This is a genomic window from Sphingobacterium corticibacterium (assembly GCF_004208525.1).
Classification (GTDB): Bacteria; Bacteroidota; Bacteroidia; order Sphingobacteriales; family Sphingobacteriaceae; genus Sphingobacterium; species Sphingobacterium corticibacterium.
In genome coordinates, this window is sequence record NZ_SGIT01000003.1 from 74,508 (window position 1) to 89,540 (window position 15,033).

The 15,033-nt window shown below is 40.5% G+C and carries 10 protein-coding genes; 2 read left to right on the top strand and 8 right to left on the bottom strand.

Annotated features, from left to right (window positions below; genetic code table 11):
- Positions 1 to 112 precede the first annotated feature (112 nt).
- Entirely contained in the window at positions 113 to 1,096 is a 984-nt protein-coding gene (locus EWE74_RS15285; RefSeq protein ID WP_130142475.1) for an aldo/keto reductase, read from the top strand.
- 93 nt (positions 1,097 to 1,189) lie between these two features.
- On the opposite strand, the gene fabD is transcribed toward EWE74_RS15285, so the two are convergent.
- The 4 genes from fabD to EWE74_RS15305 all read right to left on the bottom strand — a co-directional run bounded on the left by fabD (position 1,190) and on the right by EWE74_RS15305 (position 7,035).
- A complete protein-coding gene (gene fabD / locus EWE74_RS15290; RefSeq protein WP_130142476.1) occupies positions 1,190 to 2,080 on the bottom strand; it encodes an ACP S-malonyltransferase in 891 nt (296 codons plus the stop codon).
- A 110-nt stretch (positions 2,081 to 2,190) separates the two neighbouring features.
- Positions 2,191 to 3,420: a M16 family metallopeptidase gene (locus EWE74_RS15295; protein ID WP_206365273.1), complete on the bottom strand. Its 1,230-nt coding sequence runs from the start codon at positions 3,418 to 3,420 to the stop codon at positions 2,191 to 2,193.
- A 44-nt stretch (positions 3,421 to 3,464) separates the two neighbouring features.
- Positions 3,465 to 6,290, bottom strand: coding sequence for an outer membrane beta-barrel protein (locus tag EWE74_RS15300; protein WP_130142477.1), 2,826 nt, complete (start codon positions 6,288 to 6,290; stop codon positions 3,465 to 3,467).
- Between the two features lie 19 nt (positions 6,291 to 6,309).
- Positions 6,310 to 7,035, bottom strand: a complete 726-nt coding sequence (locus EWE74_RS15305; protein ID WP_130142478.1) for a hypothetical protein — start codon at positions 7,033 to 7,035, stop codon at positions 6,310 to 6,312.
- 245 nt (positions 7,036 to 7,280) lie between these two features.
- Here EWE74_RS15305 and EWE74_RS15310 point away from each other — a divergent pair, with 245 nt between their 5' ends.
- On the top strand, positions 7,281 to 7,877 hold the full coding sequence (locus EWE74_RS15310; protein WP_130142479.1) for a ribonuclease HII: 597 nt from the start codon (positions 7,281 to 7,283) through the stop codon (positions 7,875 to 7,877).
- An 8-nt stretch (positions 7,878 to 7,885) separates the two neighbouring features.
- Here the strand turns inward: EWE74_RS15310 and EWE74_RS15315 are convergent, their stop codons facing one another.
- From EWE74_RS15315 to EWE74_RS15330, 4 genes are all read right to left on the bottom strand, one after another.
- On the bottom strand, positions 7,886 to 10,021 hold the full coding sequence (locus tag EWE74_RS15315; RefSeq protein ID WP_130142480.1) for a carboxy terminal-processing peptidase: 2,136 nt from the start codon (positions 10,019 to 10,021) through the stop codon (positions 7,886 to 7,888).
- A 209-nt stretch (positions 10,022 to 10,230) separates the two neighbouring features.
- Positions 10,231 to 12,495, bottom strand: coding sequence for a GH92 family glycosyl hydrolase (locus tag EWE74_RS15320; protein WP_130142481.1), 2,265 nt, complete (start codon positions 12,493 to 12,495; stop codon positions 10,231 to 10,233).
- A 47-nt stretch (positions 12,496 to 12,542) separates the two neighbouring features.
- A complete protein-coding gene (locus tag EWE74_RS15325; RefSeq protein WP_206365274.1) occupies positions 12,543 to 13,457 on the bottom strand; it encodes a family 43 glycosylhydrolase in 915 nt (304 codons plus the stop codon).
- Positions 13,458 to 13,720: 263 nt separating this feature from the next.
- Positions 13,721 to 15,013: an alpha/beta hydrolase family protein gene (locus tag EWE74_RS15330; RefSeq protein WP_130142483.1), complete on the bottom strand. Its 1,293-nt coding sequence runs from the start codon at positions 15,011 to 15,013 to the stop codon at positions 13,721 to 13,723.
- Positions 15,014 to 15,033 lie beyond the last annotated feature (20 nt).

Consider the following 15,033-nt stretch of genomic DNA (forward strand, 5'->3'; position numbering starts at 1 on the left):
TGAAAATCCCCTTATATTCGGACGTGGCTAAAAGGCGTTACCGTATTCCGTTCCGGCATAGCCCTGAACAACATCGCAAGAAAATCGGATTGGCATTTAATATAGAAAAGAAATGAATTATAGAATTTTTAAAGGTGACCAGATTGCAGCAATAGGATTAGGAACATGGCAGTTGGGGAGTGCCGATTGGGGACAAATAGACGAAGCCAATGCATTGGAAATCCTAAACACTTATGTAGAAGCAGGTGGAAACTTTATCGATACAGCCGACGTTTACGGCATGGGAACCAGCGAACGACTGATTGGAAAATTCCTAAAACAGACCGACAAGAAGGTGTATGTCGCAACGAAATTGGGCAGGCGGGACGATGTGCCAAACGGATGGCCTCAAAATTTCACTTATGACGCTATACGACGGCATGTAGAAGATTCGCTGACACATCTCGGACTCGAGCAGCTATACCTAGAGCAGCTACACTGTATTCCGACTGAAGTTCTTCGTCGGGGAGAGGTTTTTGACCACCTCCGCCGTATACAAGAAGAAGGTCTTATCCAGCATTTCGGTGTGAGTGTCGAGACGGCGGAGGAAGCACTTATCTGTCTCGAGCATCCGGATGTCGCTGCTCTACAGATTATATTTAACCTATTCCGTCAGCATCTAGCAGATGAGTTTTTTGACAAAGCCAGGGCGCAAGGGACGGCACTCATCGCCCGGGTACCCTTGGCGAGCGGTCTCCTTAGCGGAAAATTCAACCGGTCGACAACCTTTGATGGTAAGGATCACCGGCATTACAACGCCAACGGCGATGCCTTTAATGTAGGTGAAACCTTTAGTGGAATTGCGTTTGAAAAAGGCATCGAATTACTGGATGAAATACGGAGCATCCTCCCCGATGGAAACTTGGCACAACAAAGTATCAAGTGGATATTGCAGCATCCTGCAATTACGACCGTCATCCCAGGAGCAAGTAAAGTGGAGCAGGTACAGTCCAACATAGCAGCCGCACAACAACCGGATCTCGACAACGACACTCTCCAAAAGCTTAAAGAACTCTATGCCGAACGGATTCGCCAAGAAATCCGCGGAAAATATTAACCTGTAATGCGTTACCCCCAAGCACGACACCATTTCAGACAAAAAGCCACAAGAAGTGGCTTTTTTGTTCTATTCTAGCAGCTGCTACCATTCCTATTCGCTGATCGTCGCTGCCGAAGTTTGTACTGAACGATCTACCTTTTTCACTAATCCCTGTAATACATTTCCCGGTCCCACTTCTACAAAAGCTTCCGCACCGTCAGCTAGCATTTGTTGTACTGTTTGTGTCCAGCGGACAGCTCCGGTTAATTGTGCAATTAGATTCGCTTTGATTTGTGCCGGATCAGTATAAGGCTTTGCATCCACATTTTGGACAATCGGACAAACAGGCGCTTTGATTTCTGTTTCTTCTATTGCAGCCTGCAATTCTACCTTAGCAGGCTCCATCAACGGAGAATGGAATGCCCCTCCAACATTTAACTTTAAAGCTCGCTTAGCACCGGCTTCAGTCAATAAAACACAAGCTTTATCCACCCCCTCTATTGTTCCGGAAATAACCAATTGTCCAGGACAATTGTAATTTGCCGCCACAACCACATCTTCTACTTGCGCGCATATTTTCTCTACAGTTTCATCGTCTAACCCTAAAATCGCCGCCATTGTCGACGGCTGTGCTTCGCATGCTTTCTGCATTGCGTTGGCACGCTTCGCTACCAATTTTAGACCATCTTCAAAAGATAACGCTCCTGCTGCCACCAATGCGGAGAATTCGCCTAACGAATGTCCTGCTACCATCGCCGGTTGAAAACTATCGCCTAAAGCTTTTGCCAGGATCACCGAATGAAGGAAAATAGCGGGCTGGGTCACATTTGTCTGCTTCAAATCTTCCTCTGTTCCCGCAAACATAATATCGGTAATACGGAAACCCAAAATATCGTTTGCTTGTTCAAAAAGAGCCTTCGTCTCTTCATTTAAATTGTATAGATCCTGCCCCATTCCTACGAACTGAGCACCTTGACCTGGAAAAATATATGCTGTTTTCATTTATCTATTTATTTGTCTTTTCAAATGGCTGATGAGCGCTCTCCAGATAAATCGAGAGCCGTTTCATATCACAAAATAAAAATATTTTCTGTAATTCTATGGATTTTCATCTAGGTTTCCGGAACAAACGCTAAAGACGTGAGCTTCTTTTCCTCAAAAATATCTTGCGCAGTAGACAACAGGTCGCTCGCAGATACCGCATCTATCTTTTCAAAGACTTCAGGCAGTGATATGACCCGATCATAGTCCATGACATTTTTTGCCTCTGCTATAATCATACTCATTCTATTCTCCTCCGCGAGCGCAATTTGCCCTTTGAACTTATTTTTTGCTTTTTGCAGCTGATTTTCAGAGACTCCCTTCGTTTTCAATTTATCAAGTTCTCGAAAAACAATCTTTTTTGCCCGCTTGATCTTTTCTTCGTCCGTGCCCAGATAAATGGTGAATAACCCCGTATCCGTAAAGAGCGTATAGTTTGATTCAATTGTATAAGCAATTCCGTATTTTTCGCGAACAGCAAGATTAAGGATAGATGTCATACCAAATCCACCCAACATATTATTGAGCAGCAGCAAGCCAGTTTTACGATCGTCATGAATACTATACGCTGGTGCGCCCAGCATAAAATGCACTTGATTGATTGGTTTCTGTTGCTCCAGATGCGCGGACATATTCACAAATACTTCCTGACGGGAACGAGCGGGTCTGTTCTCCTTTACCGGCTCAAAGTAACGCCTTAACATCTTCTCCACCGTTTTTAATTCATAATCACCTGTGATACCGATGACGATGTCATTGGTGTGGTAATTTTGATGAATAAATTGCTGCACATCTTCTTTCGTAAAAGCCAGAAGATCTTTTTCCAAACCCAGAATATTGTGCCCCAATCCAGAACGCTTAAAAATCAGATCCTCGTAATCATCCATAATGGATTCTTCGGGATTATCCCGATAAGATGCCATTTCGTCTACGATAACCCCTTTTTCCTTTTCCATTTCATCCGCCGGAAATGTAGAATGGAAGATAATGTCCTCAAATAAATCCAGCGCTTTATGCAGATGTGGTTTGAGAATGGAAGCGTGTACACACGTATATTCTTTCGTGGTGTATGCATTTAGGTCTCCCCCAACAGCTTCCAAGTAATTAAGAATCTGTTGCGTAGACCGTCGTTCCGTTTGCTTGAACAGTAGATGCTCAATAAAGTGAGCCACACCATATTTACCCTCTTCTTCATCTCGGGAACCGGCATTTACTACCAAACAAGTGTGGGTAATGGGAGAAATCTGACGGTGAAATACCGCACGGATACCGTTATCCAAGCGGATAATTTCATATTCCATATCTATCAAAGTCAAACCCCAAAATTAGCAATAAAAAAGGACATTTACATCCTTGGTCTTCTCATCCCCCCTGGGCCACTTTCTTCCTGAAAAGGATTCATCCCCGAAAACTTCTGAAATCTAAAGGTAAAGGTCAACATAAAATACCTTCCTAAGCGATTAGTACGGGAGTCTGTCAGTATATCGCCTACCGTTCTATTGATATTGATCTGCTGATCTAATAAGTCAAAAGCCTGTAAGCGGATCGTGCCTCGTTGTCCTTTCAACATACGTTGCTCAATATAGGTGTTGATGATGAATGGGTTTTCCGTTGCTCGGTAGCCTTTATTAAAAGTCTTAGAAACATCAGCCCCAAAAATGGTCGTCGGGGTGATATTTACAGAACCTATCAGCGTTGGCGAAAACGACGACACATTTCCTTGTGAATACTGCGGTAAGGATGATTTGGTTATATTATAAGAATACCGTGCTCCTGGACTAATTTCCAGATTCTCCGATGGTGTGTACCGAAAAAACAACCCTTGCATCAAAACCGTATTATTGGTCACGTTTTTATCCCCTTCCAACGCATCCGCATCTTCTGCTATATAGGCGATATTCTTATTATAATTGGCGCTACCCATATACATGATGTTATAGGTCTTATCTTTTAGTGAGCGCCCCAGGTGGTAAAAAGAATTAACAGAATAAACAGGCTCGGATTCGTTTAAATAACGTACTTCCTGGTAAATACCATCTCCTTCAACAGGGTAACGTTTATTAAAAGAAACGATTTTGTCCGTGGTCAAATTTGCATTAATAGTCGCAAAGAACGTCTTTCCTTGCTGGAAATCACCACTGCGGAAACGAATTCGACCGCTGTGCTGAAATTCAGGGTCCAGATTAGGATTCCCGATCGTCGTACTTGTACGGTTCGTACTGACTTCAAACGGCAATATCTGAGACACTCCTGGTTCAGAAGCACGCGCAGAATAATTAAAGGTAATATTCGATTGTCTTGAAAATTTATATTCAAACCGGGCGATCGGAATGATATTAAAATTTTTCCGGTCGATTACGGCAGATTCCGATGCATTATATGCATTTCCGCTCAAAACAGTAGGTTGTACCGCAGCACCTATACTATACTTAATTTTATCGTTGTCATAAGCATAGTTTGCCCCCACCCGGTGGGAAGTAAATGCGTAGTCATAATCATACGAATAGTTCAGCACGGCTGCATCACCTGCCCCATTAGCTATAGGGTTACCGTCTCTATCAAATCCATTTTGCCTGTCGAAATTATCATAATCGTTAATATTGAAATCGTATGTCAGCTCCATCCGACTATTTTCTCCAAGAGGCTCCGTATAAGAAACAGATGTTCCAGCATTCCAACTTTTGTTTTGCGCTTCCCGTATGGTCTGTTCATAAATCTCTCCTATCGTTTGATCTTGGTTGTTCGGGTCATATATGAGGCGATCTAAAATCTGGTTGTAATCGCTTTCGGAAACAGCATTATCGTAATTAAAATTGATAAAGAAATTTCTTCCCTTGTCATTCAGCCGTCTGTTGTACAATCCACTGATCCCGTAGCGTGGAGCATTGCTGCCGTTCAATTGGGTTTGCACTTGTGTGTAATCCAGTACATTATTCAAATAGAACATAGAATTATCCAGATTATCCGCATCATTCTTATTAAAGCCAAACTGTGGGGTCAATTTCAAATAGTCTTTTTCTGAAATATTCCATTCCATATTTGCTTCCATACGATGGTTAGTACGGATGGCGTTGTTATCCTGATCGCTATCCACGCCCATATTCTGACCGATATATTCGGTGAATGATTGTGTTTGTGTATTATTGTCATCCCTGCCAAACGAATAGGAACCATACACCTTAAACTTATCACTGAAATCATGGCGAACGTTCAAACCGATTGATCCTACTTTTGTGATACCATCGGAACCTCCCCACATACCACCACTACCTCCACGGCCACCCCCGCCTCCCATACGTCGACGCGCACCACCACCCATCGTATTAAAGTCGAATAAGTTGGCATTCATATTATTCAAGTTTCCTAATACAGAAACCTGTGTCTTATCCGTCAAGCCCATCCACATACCCGTGGTCTGGAATCTTTCTTCCGTTCCATAGCCTACGCGCACCGTTGCCATTTGACCTTTGTTATATTCCGGATCGATCTGAATATTTAAAACTTTTTCCGAATCTCCGGTTCTATTACCTGTCAAGTTTGCCATATCTCCATAATCATCGATTACTTGCATTTTTTCAATGATATTGGCGGGGAGGTTTTGCGTCGCTGTTTTCACATCGCCACCAAAAAAGTCTTTCCCATTGATACGTACCCGTGTAATCTGTTCACCTTGGGCCGTTACATTCCCATCCTTATCTACTTCCACCCCTTGTAATCTTTTTAAGGCATCTTCGGCTAGCGCACCTTCCCTTAATTTCAGATCCTTTGTAGAATATTCGACTGTATCTCCTTTCACCTGCACCGTAAGCACACCATCTACGACGACTTCTTCCAACATATTAGCTATTCCTTGTAGTTGAAACGATGGAATTGTCATTTTATCCTGCCCCGGCGAAAAACTGAATTGTCGGGCAAAGGGTTCAAAGCCTAAACTGCTTACTTTAATGGTAAACGTTTCTGATTTCACATTGTTAAATGTAAATATACCCGCTGGAGAGGCACTCGTTCCTAAGGTATCTTTATCGCCCTCCAATTGCACAGAAGCGCCAGCCACTACTCTGGACTCATCGTCGCGCAACATCCCCTGTACTGTTTTACCCGTTTGTGCCACCGCGTTGGAAGCGGATAACCAAACCGCCAAACCGCAAATTATTGTCAATAAACCTTTCATATTTTTTTTAAGTCGAATGCTAATCTAATGTTGTTTCTAAAAGTACGGTTAGTGTCAGTTTGTCTTTAGACCGAGCTGCAGGTCTTCCACGATAAGGACCGTACATCGCTCCCGAACGGGCGGCTTTTACGCTCTTAGACGAAATTAACGGCATAAAACCATCATAAATCCCCAATTTTAAGGTTGCTACAGGTGTCGTATAATCCAGTAATGACTTGGGGACAACAGCTTCATAAAACAATTTTCCATCGTCCATACGTGCCTTGGCATCCAGACCATAGCCATTTTTTAAAGATAACAGCCCATTTGGCACTGTCGGAAATCCATAAACAAAATATCCTCGCGACCGGTTGATCAACTCCGCTTTATAAGCGCCGTCAGAATCGTGGTCCTCACGTATCATCGCACGCTTCACCTCGCTATCAGGAAAAGGAAATAGAAATTGAATATCGTCTTTGTTTTTTTTATTAGATTGAACAGTCAGCAAAATACCGTTTCTGGCTGCCAAATGCTGTATCATCGGGTTTTCTACACGAATAGCAACGTAGAGGTTGGAGGCATCCTGTGCGAGTTGATAGAACCACGAGCCTTCTTCTGCGACGTTGTTTAACGTATCCCATTCTGCTAAATCTGCATTGACCGTTACGTCCGATAAAGAATGGATCACTATCTTTTGTTTTTTTTGTGCAAAAGATGGAATCGTTGCCATTATAAATAATATACCCAGAAGGACGTTGTTCTTCATGATTACTTTGCGACTTTAATGCTTTACCTATAGACTCCTATATCACGGCAAAGTAAAAAAGAAGAAACACTTTTTTATCGAATATCACACACATGTTACATACAGTCCTGCTCTTTTCATCTATTTATTTCTTTTTTATGGCCGATGAGAGCTCGAGTAAATAACCGAGCTTGCGAGCTCATCTTAGATAATCATTCCTTTGTGTGTGAATGCTTATTTACATCTCGGTTTCGTATTTTAGCAAAATGTTATTATCAACTTTTCAGCAAGATTTTGTGGAAGCGGGTTGTGACGAAGCAGGAAGAGGGTGCTTAGCGGGACCCGTATTTGCTGCTGCCGTTATCTTTCCACCCGATTACTGCAATGTACTGCTTAACGACTCCAAGCAACTTTCGGAAAAGAAAAGGATGGCTTTGCGTCCCATTATTGAGGAAGAAGCTTTAGATTTCGCGGTAGCGAGTGTCTCCGCAGAAGAAATCGACCATATCAATATTTTAAATGCTTCTTATTTGGCGATGCACCGTGCGTTGGATCAGCTGAAAACAAAGGCGGCTTACATTATTGTAGATGGCAATAGATTCAGCGCATATCAAGACATCCCCCATCAGTGTATCGTAAAGGGAGATGGAAAATACCTTTCTATCGCTGCTGCATCGATTTTGGCAAAGACCTATCGGGACGAATACATGCATAATCTGGCAAGTGAATTCCCCTATTATGATTGGCTGTCCAATAAAGGGTATCCGACTATTAAGCACCGAAATGCAATCCTACAATATGGTATCAGCCCACACCATAGAAAATCATTTCGGGTTACTGACCCCCAATTGAAGTTATTTTGATGCCCTTTCTATTTCTTTGCCAACTTAGTCTGTCCAAGCCGTATATAATCGGTCATCACCGACAGACTTTCGTCTAAGATAAAATCGAAATCCGTTTTTGGCTGCGGCTCCCCTTCTTTCCATAAAGGCAGGCCACGCAGTTCTAATCCTTTGTTGATACGCGCCCTATTTTTCTCTCTGGTTTTCGCCCGCTCCTCTTTTAATTTATTTTGATTTAAGCTAATCTCTTGGATAGAATCTAGCTTCTGGAATTCTTCGATATCTTCCAGCAGATAGGCATACTCGGGAGATTTTTCCATCCGCGATTCGTGAATTTCTTTCAACTGATCCTTTAAATTCGTTAGATCCGCCACAGCGGTAAAGCTAGATGACTTGATTTGATCCCACGGCAACGCCGAAGGCTCCGAGCTTTCCCCAAATTTCTCTGCCGTATACTGTGTCGGAAACGTAATATCCGGCACCACACCCTTATGTTGCGTGCTACTTCCCGTCACACGGTAAAATTTACCCATGGTAATATTGATCTGACCGAACTCTGGAGCGCCATTCGGTGTATCCGGATCTTTGTCTAATCCTTTAGCTTTTAACAACAATTTATTGGTTGCGCTTATAAAACGTGACATATCAATAGCCGATTGTACGGTTCCTTTTCCATACGACTGCGTTCCCAACACCACTCCCCTGCCGTAGTCTTGAATGGCGCCAGCAAAAATCTCGGAAGCCGATGCCGAAAAACGATTAATCAGTACCCCAAACGGGCCATCCCAAGCCACTCCGGCATCTTTATCACTTTCTACATCTACCCGATTACGTACGTCGCGTACTTGAACAACCGGCCCTTTGTCAATAAACAGTCCGGTCAATTCAATAGCTTCCTGCAAGGAACCGCCACCGTTGTTCCTTAAATCCAATACAACTGCATCTACATTTTCTTGACGAAGAGTATCCAAAATCAGGCGAACATCTCGCGTTGTACTCTTGTAATTCGGATCACCCCGACGATAAGCTTCAAATTCAATATAGAATTTAGGCAACTTGATAAGCCCTACTTTATAGGTTTTACCATCGTCTCCCTTAACTTGCTTTATTTCTTTCTGCGCAGATTCTTCTTCAATAACAATTTTGTCTCTCTTCAGTGCGACCACTTTTGGCTGAGCAGTAAGCTCTTGCCCAGCGGGAATAACTTTCAACCGCACGATCGTATTCTTTGGCCCCTTAATTTTTGCTACCGCGGCATCTAAACGCCAGCCGATAATATCTTCAAACTCACCTTCTCCCTGTGCTACGCCGATAATTCTATCATCTACATTTAAGCTTTTATCTTTAAAAGCAGGTCCTCCCGCAATAATTTCTTTGATGGTAACCATTTCATTCTCCATCGATAAACGTGCACCGATACCTTCAAATGTATTGGACATACTTTCGTTAAATGCTTGCGCGAACGACGGGTTATAGTAGGTCGTATGCGGATCAACAGCATCTGTCAACGCTGTCATAACGAGTTGAAATGCGTCATTGGAATTGGTTTGTTTTGCCTGACTAACCAAATTTTTATACCGTTTGCGTAATGTCTCTTTGTGTTTTTCTACATCCACAGAATCTTTATCTGTACTGGTCAACCGCAAATTCAACAAGTCGTATTTCACACGCTTACGCCATTGGTCTTTCCATTCTGTCTCATCTTTGAAATAAGGAAGTTTCTCTCGATAAGCCACATATTTCTCATCCATATCAAAATCATGCGGCACATCTACTTGTGTCAGCGCGTATTCCATCGCTTCCAGATAACGCTGTGAATATAGATTGAAAATATAGAATGGGGCAGATAAGTCGCCTTTTCTAAAGTCTTGGCTAATGGTATTTTCAAATTGCTTGAAATCATCAATATCAGACTGTAGCAGGTAATTACGCCCTTGATCCATCGATTTTAACAAATTGGCAAAAACGATCCGTGACAAGGAATCCGTCATCGGAACCTTTTTATAGCTATAGTTTTCCAACAGATTGGCTACCTCGGCGGCAATAACTTCATGCTGTGCCGAAGGTTTTAACTGTAATGCCTCTTCATCCAAACTCACCCTAGGTTTTGATCCACATGCGATAAATGAAATTAAAGCCAGACCAAATACGATATTCTTAAACATATAAGCTATTTTTTTTAAATGCATTTGCAATAATCCTTTTCAGTATTCAAAACTTGCAATAAAATTTTGTTTGCCATAAAAATACTGAAAACAAAGCACAAAATAACAAGGTCGCAAAAATTAACGCAATAAGTTACTTCTGCCAAACAAACATACACCTGTAAATAACTGAATAAACGGTGAGATATTGTGTATTGTACCCCTAATATCTATAAATATCTACCCCATTTCTTATTTGGCAACGGTCCCATCTCCAATTCTAAAAGTCCCCCGTTTGCAATATCACTATGTGCGAACCAGGGTTCATTCAAATTCTTTCCATTAAGTTTTGCTGATTGAATATACTTATTTCTAGCAGAAACATCATTTGCAATAATTATAAATTCCTTTCCATTTGTCAGCTTCACTACAGACTTTTCAAAGAAAGGACTTCCAATTGTATAAATTGGACTCCCAGGGGTTACCGGATAAAACCCCATCTGGGAGAAGACCACAAAAGAAGATAGTCCACCTCCATCTTCATCTCCTGGAACACCCATTAAATCGTTTCTGAACCATTGATGAATCAATGCCCTGATTCTTTTTTGCGTCTTCCAGGGCTGATCAGCATAATTATATAAATAGGGAATATGCAGAGAAGGTTCATTTGCCATAGAAAATTGTCCTACATTTCCTGTATGATCTGGCAATTGTGCATAAAAACTAGACTTCGACTTTCCTAGAGGTTTATTAAACATATCTTCAAGATTTTTGACAAACTGATCTTTTCCTCCCATCAGTTTTATCAAATCTTCTATATTGTGTTGTACATCCCACCTGTAAATCCATGCATTATTTTCTCCATAATATGCTCTTGCCCCCTGGCCTCCCGAAAAAATATAATCAAAAGGCTCTATAAATTTCCCTTTATCATCTTTTGGATGAAAAAATTTAGTCTCATGATTAAATAGATTGCGATAATTGAAGGATTGTTTTATAAATAATTCGTAATCGTCCGTATGTCCTAATATTTTAGCCATTTTTGCTAAACACCACAAATCATAAGAGGTACCTAAAGTAACTGCTACAGGTTGTCTTTTTTCAAAATCATGAACTTCTGGAACAGTTTCTTTTTCATCGGGATACAACGCAGGTATATATCCTTTTTCTTTGAAAAAATCATCCAATTTACCCGCGGGCATAGCCGACCAGGGAGCTAATGTTTTTTCTGTTAGTGCCCCTTTTGCTGCTTGATATGCTTTTTCGAAATCAAAGGCTCTTATACCTTTTTCGTAGGCATCCAATAAAGAAGCAACTCCATGGTTAGAATTCATTCTTCTACTATCCCCGTTGATTTCCGGGAAAGTAGGTAACCAAAAATTCTCCATTTGTTCAGACATTCTGACAAATGAGTTTAAAATATCGGCTTCTTTATCTCCATCAATTAACACATTTAAAGGATGATGTGCTCTATAGGAATCCCATATCCAATCATCTGTATAAAATGACCTCCCTCCATCTTGATGAACTTTTCCGTCGAATCCGCTAAAATACCTTCCGTCTTCAGAAATATTTACCGGGCGTTCAAAAGTTCTATATAAAGAAGTATAGAAAACATATTTATCCGATTCCGTTCCTCCACTAATCTGAATTTTCCCCAAAGCTTCGTTCCACACCGCTTTACCTTTGTTTTTCACTTCAGAAACACCAAACTTTTTAATTTCACGAGTTAAGTTAGCCTTAGCCTGCTGCGCATCAATAAAAGAAATTCCGTATTTAATCTTAATATTTTTCCGTTCTCCAAAAGTTAATATTAAACAAGCATCCCCCTCTGTCACATCAGGAGCTTTCAAAACGGCTTTATTACTGTTTAGCGTTTCAACATTAAGGGGTTGATATTCTGGTTCCGCATAAATATATACGTTTGTATTATTACCAATTTCTTGACTACCTGAAAGACCCCTTCCATCCCAGTTTAAGTTACCTTTTTTTGAGTTAAACATCAGATGGGAAACACTATTATCTGGGAAATCAAAAGAATAAATAGCCGATTGATGAGAGACGGCGAAATCAACATCTATATTTTCGTCTTCTAAATAAACATAATAAGAATATGGGGTAATTATTTCCTGATCGTAGCTATAATCAATCACCGGCTTAGAAGGCATAGTTTCTCCATGAAATGGACTTAAATTAAACGCAGAATTACCTCTATGACTAGTCACAATTAATGGCAATCCATGGAGCCTATCTCCCGTAAAATCCCCTCTTTCTGGATATACTCTTAACAAACTATTCGGTAAATGTATCGTAGGATAAGTGGGCACCAACATGTGGCTTATATTCCCGATATAGGGGTTAACGTATTCAACGGGAGTCGCATCACCAGCTTTCTTTGAAGAACAAGCTGTAACGGCAATTAATCCAAGGATAATTGTGACGCAGTATAGAGATAAATAGTGCTTGACCTGTATATATATTTTTGGTTGTAACATGCTAACTTTAACTATTTTATTTATAATTCTTAAAAAATTCGGGGTTGTTATTTTATGACTAAGCCCGTTTGCTTAACCATTTGGATGGTTCCATCTGTATTAAAATATAATTTGTCTACAGACACACTTCTAAGATTCCCCTGTCCAGAAAGCACATTGTTATGATAGAAGGCATACCATTGTCCTTTATATTCTACCACCGAACCATGACTTGTATCAGAACCTGTTGGCTCTAAATAAATTCCTCTATACGTCCACGGACCTAAAGGGCTCATACTCGTTGCATAATTCAGCCTATTAGCTCCTTTTCCATTTATTTCGTGATTATCTGCATACGTAAGATAATACAGTCCATCTTTTTTAAATACCCAGGTAGCCTCATGGAAATCTTTTAACCCCTCCATAAATTGAAGAGGGTGTGCTAACTCCATCATATTCTTTTTCAATTTAGCTCCGGCGCACCTACCACCACCACCGTAATAGAAATACGACTCTCCATCATCATCAGTAAAAACACAAGGATCAATCATTGCAAAATTGTCGTCTCCTAATTCAAGATATCCTTGAACTTCAAAATCATTGGCTGGCTTTTTACTTGTTGCAATTCCAATCTTCCATGTTTTGTTCCATTCGTCTCCGCTTGGATGTGGAAAATAGAAATAGTAAGTTCCATCTTTATAAACACAATCAGGTGCCCACATAAAGCCACCATCCTTTCTTCCCCATGGCACATCACTTGCTCTTAGAATTTCGCCATGGTCTACCCAGTTTTTCATATCATCTGTAGAGAACACATGATATTGATCCATTAAATCGCACCCTCTCGGAGGGGCTATATCGTGTGATGCATAGATGTATAACCGTCCATCGTCCCACACTCTTGCCGAAGGGTCTGCCGTATACATATGTCTTATAATAGGATTAATACCATACGAGCTCATATTTTGATCCTCTAAAATCACTTTATTTAATTTTACAGAGCAACCCAAGAATAACAAGACTAAGGCTGTTAATGCGATAGCTTTACTAGCTAAAAAACTTTTTTTCAAAAACATTTTTAAAAGATTATATACCCCTATCAACTTTCGTGATTGGGGAATGTTGTTCTCAAAATCGGTATCGAATCAATCTAAAATCTGTTTGAGCATATGCTCAAGTCTGCATAAAAACAATGGTTAAACATGTAAATAAGGGCCTAAATTGTCGAGTTCGACTGCTACACCCCTTAAAGAGGCGTAACGATTAGGCTGGATGTCTGTACATTGGTCTTATCTATGAGCTGTAAATAGTAAGAGACATTCTTCTCTATTACTGTTTTTGGGAGGATTGCAGTATAAATCCCATTAATATTTTCCGCGTCAATTTCTATCCATTTTTTTTGTGTCCAGTCTGTATTAGGCTCGCTGTAAACTAACTTTACACTTTTAATTTCTGACAAGGATGCCGCGCCTATATTTGCCGTAATCTTATGGCTCCCATCAACTTGTTTCTCATCGTTCAAAATAGAAATAGCGATAGGCGCTTTACCTTTGTTCTTTAAGAAATATTCAAAATAGCTTTTTTTCATATTCTCCGCACCTTCTATTCGCTTATGATTTAAGTTCGCACCCCAGTACAGTTTTTTCGCGCCCGGCATGGCATTAAATGTTTCCAGAACCGATTCGGGACCGAAATATGTATCGTTTACAGCGGCTTCCATAAAGAATGGAGCAGTAATAAACGCTGCTCTTCGTCCTGCATCATAATATTTCAGCCAGGTTTCTCTTGTTGCTTGGGGTAAATCGCTTATTATCTTTGTCCAAAAAGATTGTTTGTCATAATAACCGCTACCATATACAGAATAGGCTGCTTTCACTCGATCTCTCGTTAAGCCGGAAAGCATTGTCGTTGTATAACCACCCCATGAATAGCCTGTAATACCAACATTCAATTTGTCAACGTTATCTCTGGATGTTAGCAGGTTAAATCCTTCAATAGCGGCTATTAAGGCGTCAAATAAAGTGTTATTTTTCGGATCTTCCCCGACTTCAAATCTTGGTGTCTCTCCATTTGTTCTTGCTTTCCAAGGTCCCGAAGAATTAGGTGTATTGTCAAATCCGCATAATCCGGGTAAATCTAGGGCCATCGCAACGTATCCTTGTTTAGCAAATGCTTCTACTTCTCCAAGCAAACCTTCGGCATTACCACCGCCACCGTGTAGAATCAATATAGTAGGATATTTCCCTTTTTGTTGCGGATACGATAAAACGCTATAAACTGTATTTATATCATCTTTAGATTTAAATACAAATTTTTCAGTGGTTGTCGGAATAATGTTGTAAGTACTATTTGTACTAAGCGTAGTTATCTTATCTGGCAATGAATAAAGATAATTTTTAAACGGATCATTATTATCTATTATTGCCGTGAAATCCTGCGGAAATTCTTCATCAGGAGGAATAATTATACTATCATTTTCCTGTGATTTACATGCATTCAATGTAAAGCACAAAAACACAAAAATGAATAGGTTTTTCATCGTATATTCTAATTTTTATT

Coding starts and splice junctions, on each gene's coding strand:
- EWE74_RS15285 (WP_130142475.1), top strand. CDS start 113: ATGAATTATAGAATTTTTAAAGGTGACCAGATTGCAGCAATAGGATTA.
- fabD (WP_130142476.1), bottom strand. CDS start 2,080: ATGAAAACAGCATATATTTTTCCAGGTCAAGGTGCTCAGTTCGTAGGA.
- EWE74_RS15295 (WP_206365273.1), bottom strand. CDS start 3,420: ATGGAATATGAAATTATCCGCTTGGATAACGGTATCCGTGCGGTATTT.
- EWE74_RS15300 (WP_130142477.1), bottom strand. CDS start 6,290: ATGAAAGGTTTATTGACAATAATTTGCGGTTTGGCGGTTTGGTTATCC.
- EWE74_RS15305 (WP_130142478.1), bottom strand. CDS start 7,035: ATGAAGAACAACGTCCTTCTGGGTATATTATTTATAATGGCAACGATT.
- EWE74_RS15310 (WP_130142479.1), top strand. CDS start 7,281: ATGTTATTATCAACTTTTCAGCAAGATTTTGTGGAAGCGGGTTGTGAC.
- EWE74_RS15315 (WP_130142480.1), bottom strand. CDS start 10,021: ATGTTTAAGAATATCGTATTTGGTCTGGCTTTAATTTCATTTATCGCA.
- EWE74_RS15320 (WP_130142481.1), bottom strand. CDS start 12,495: ATGTTACAACCAAAAATATATATACAGGTCAAGCACTATTTATCTCTA.
- EWE74_RS15330 (WP_130142483.1), bottom strand. CDS start 15,013: ATGAAAAACCTATTCATTTTTGTGTTTTTGTGCTTTACATTGAATGCA.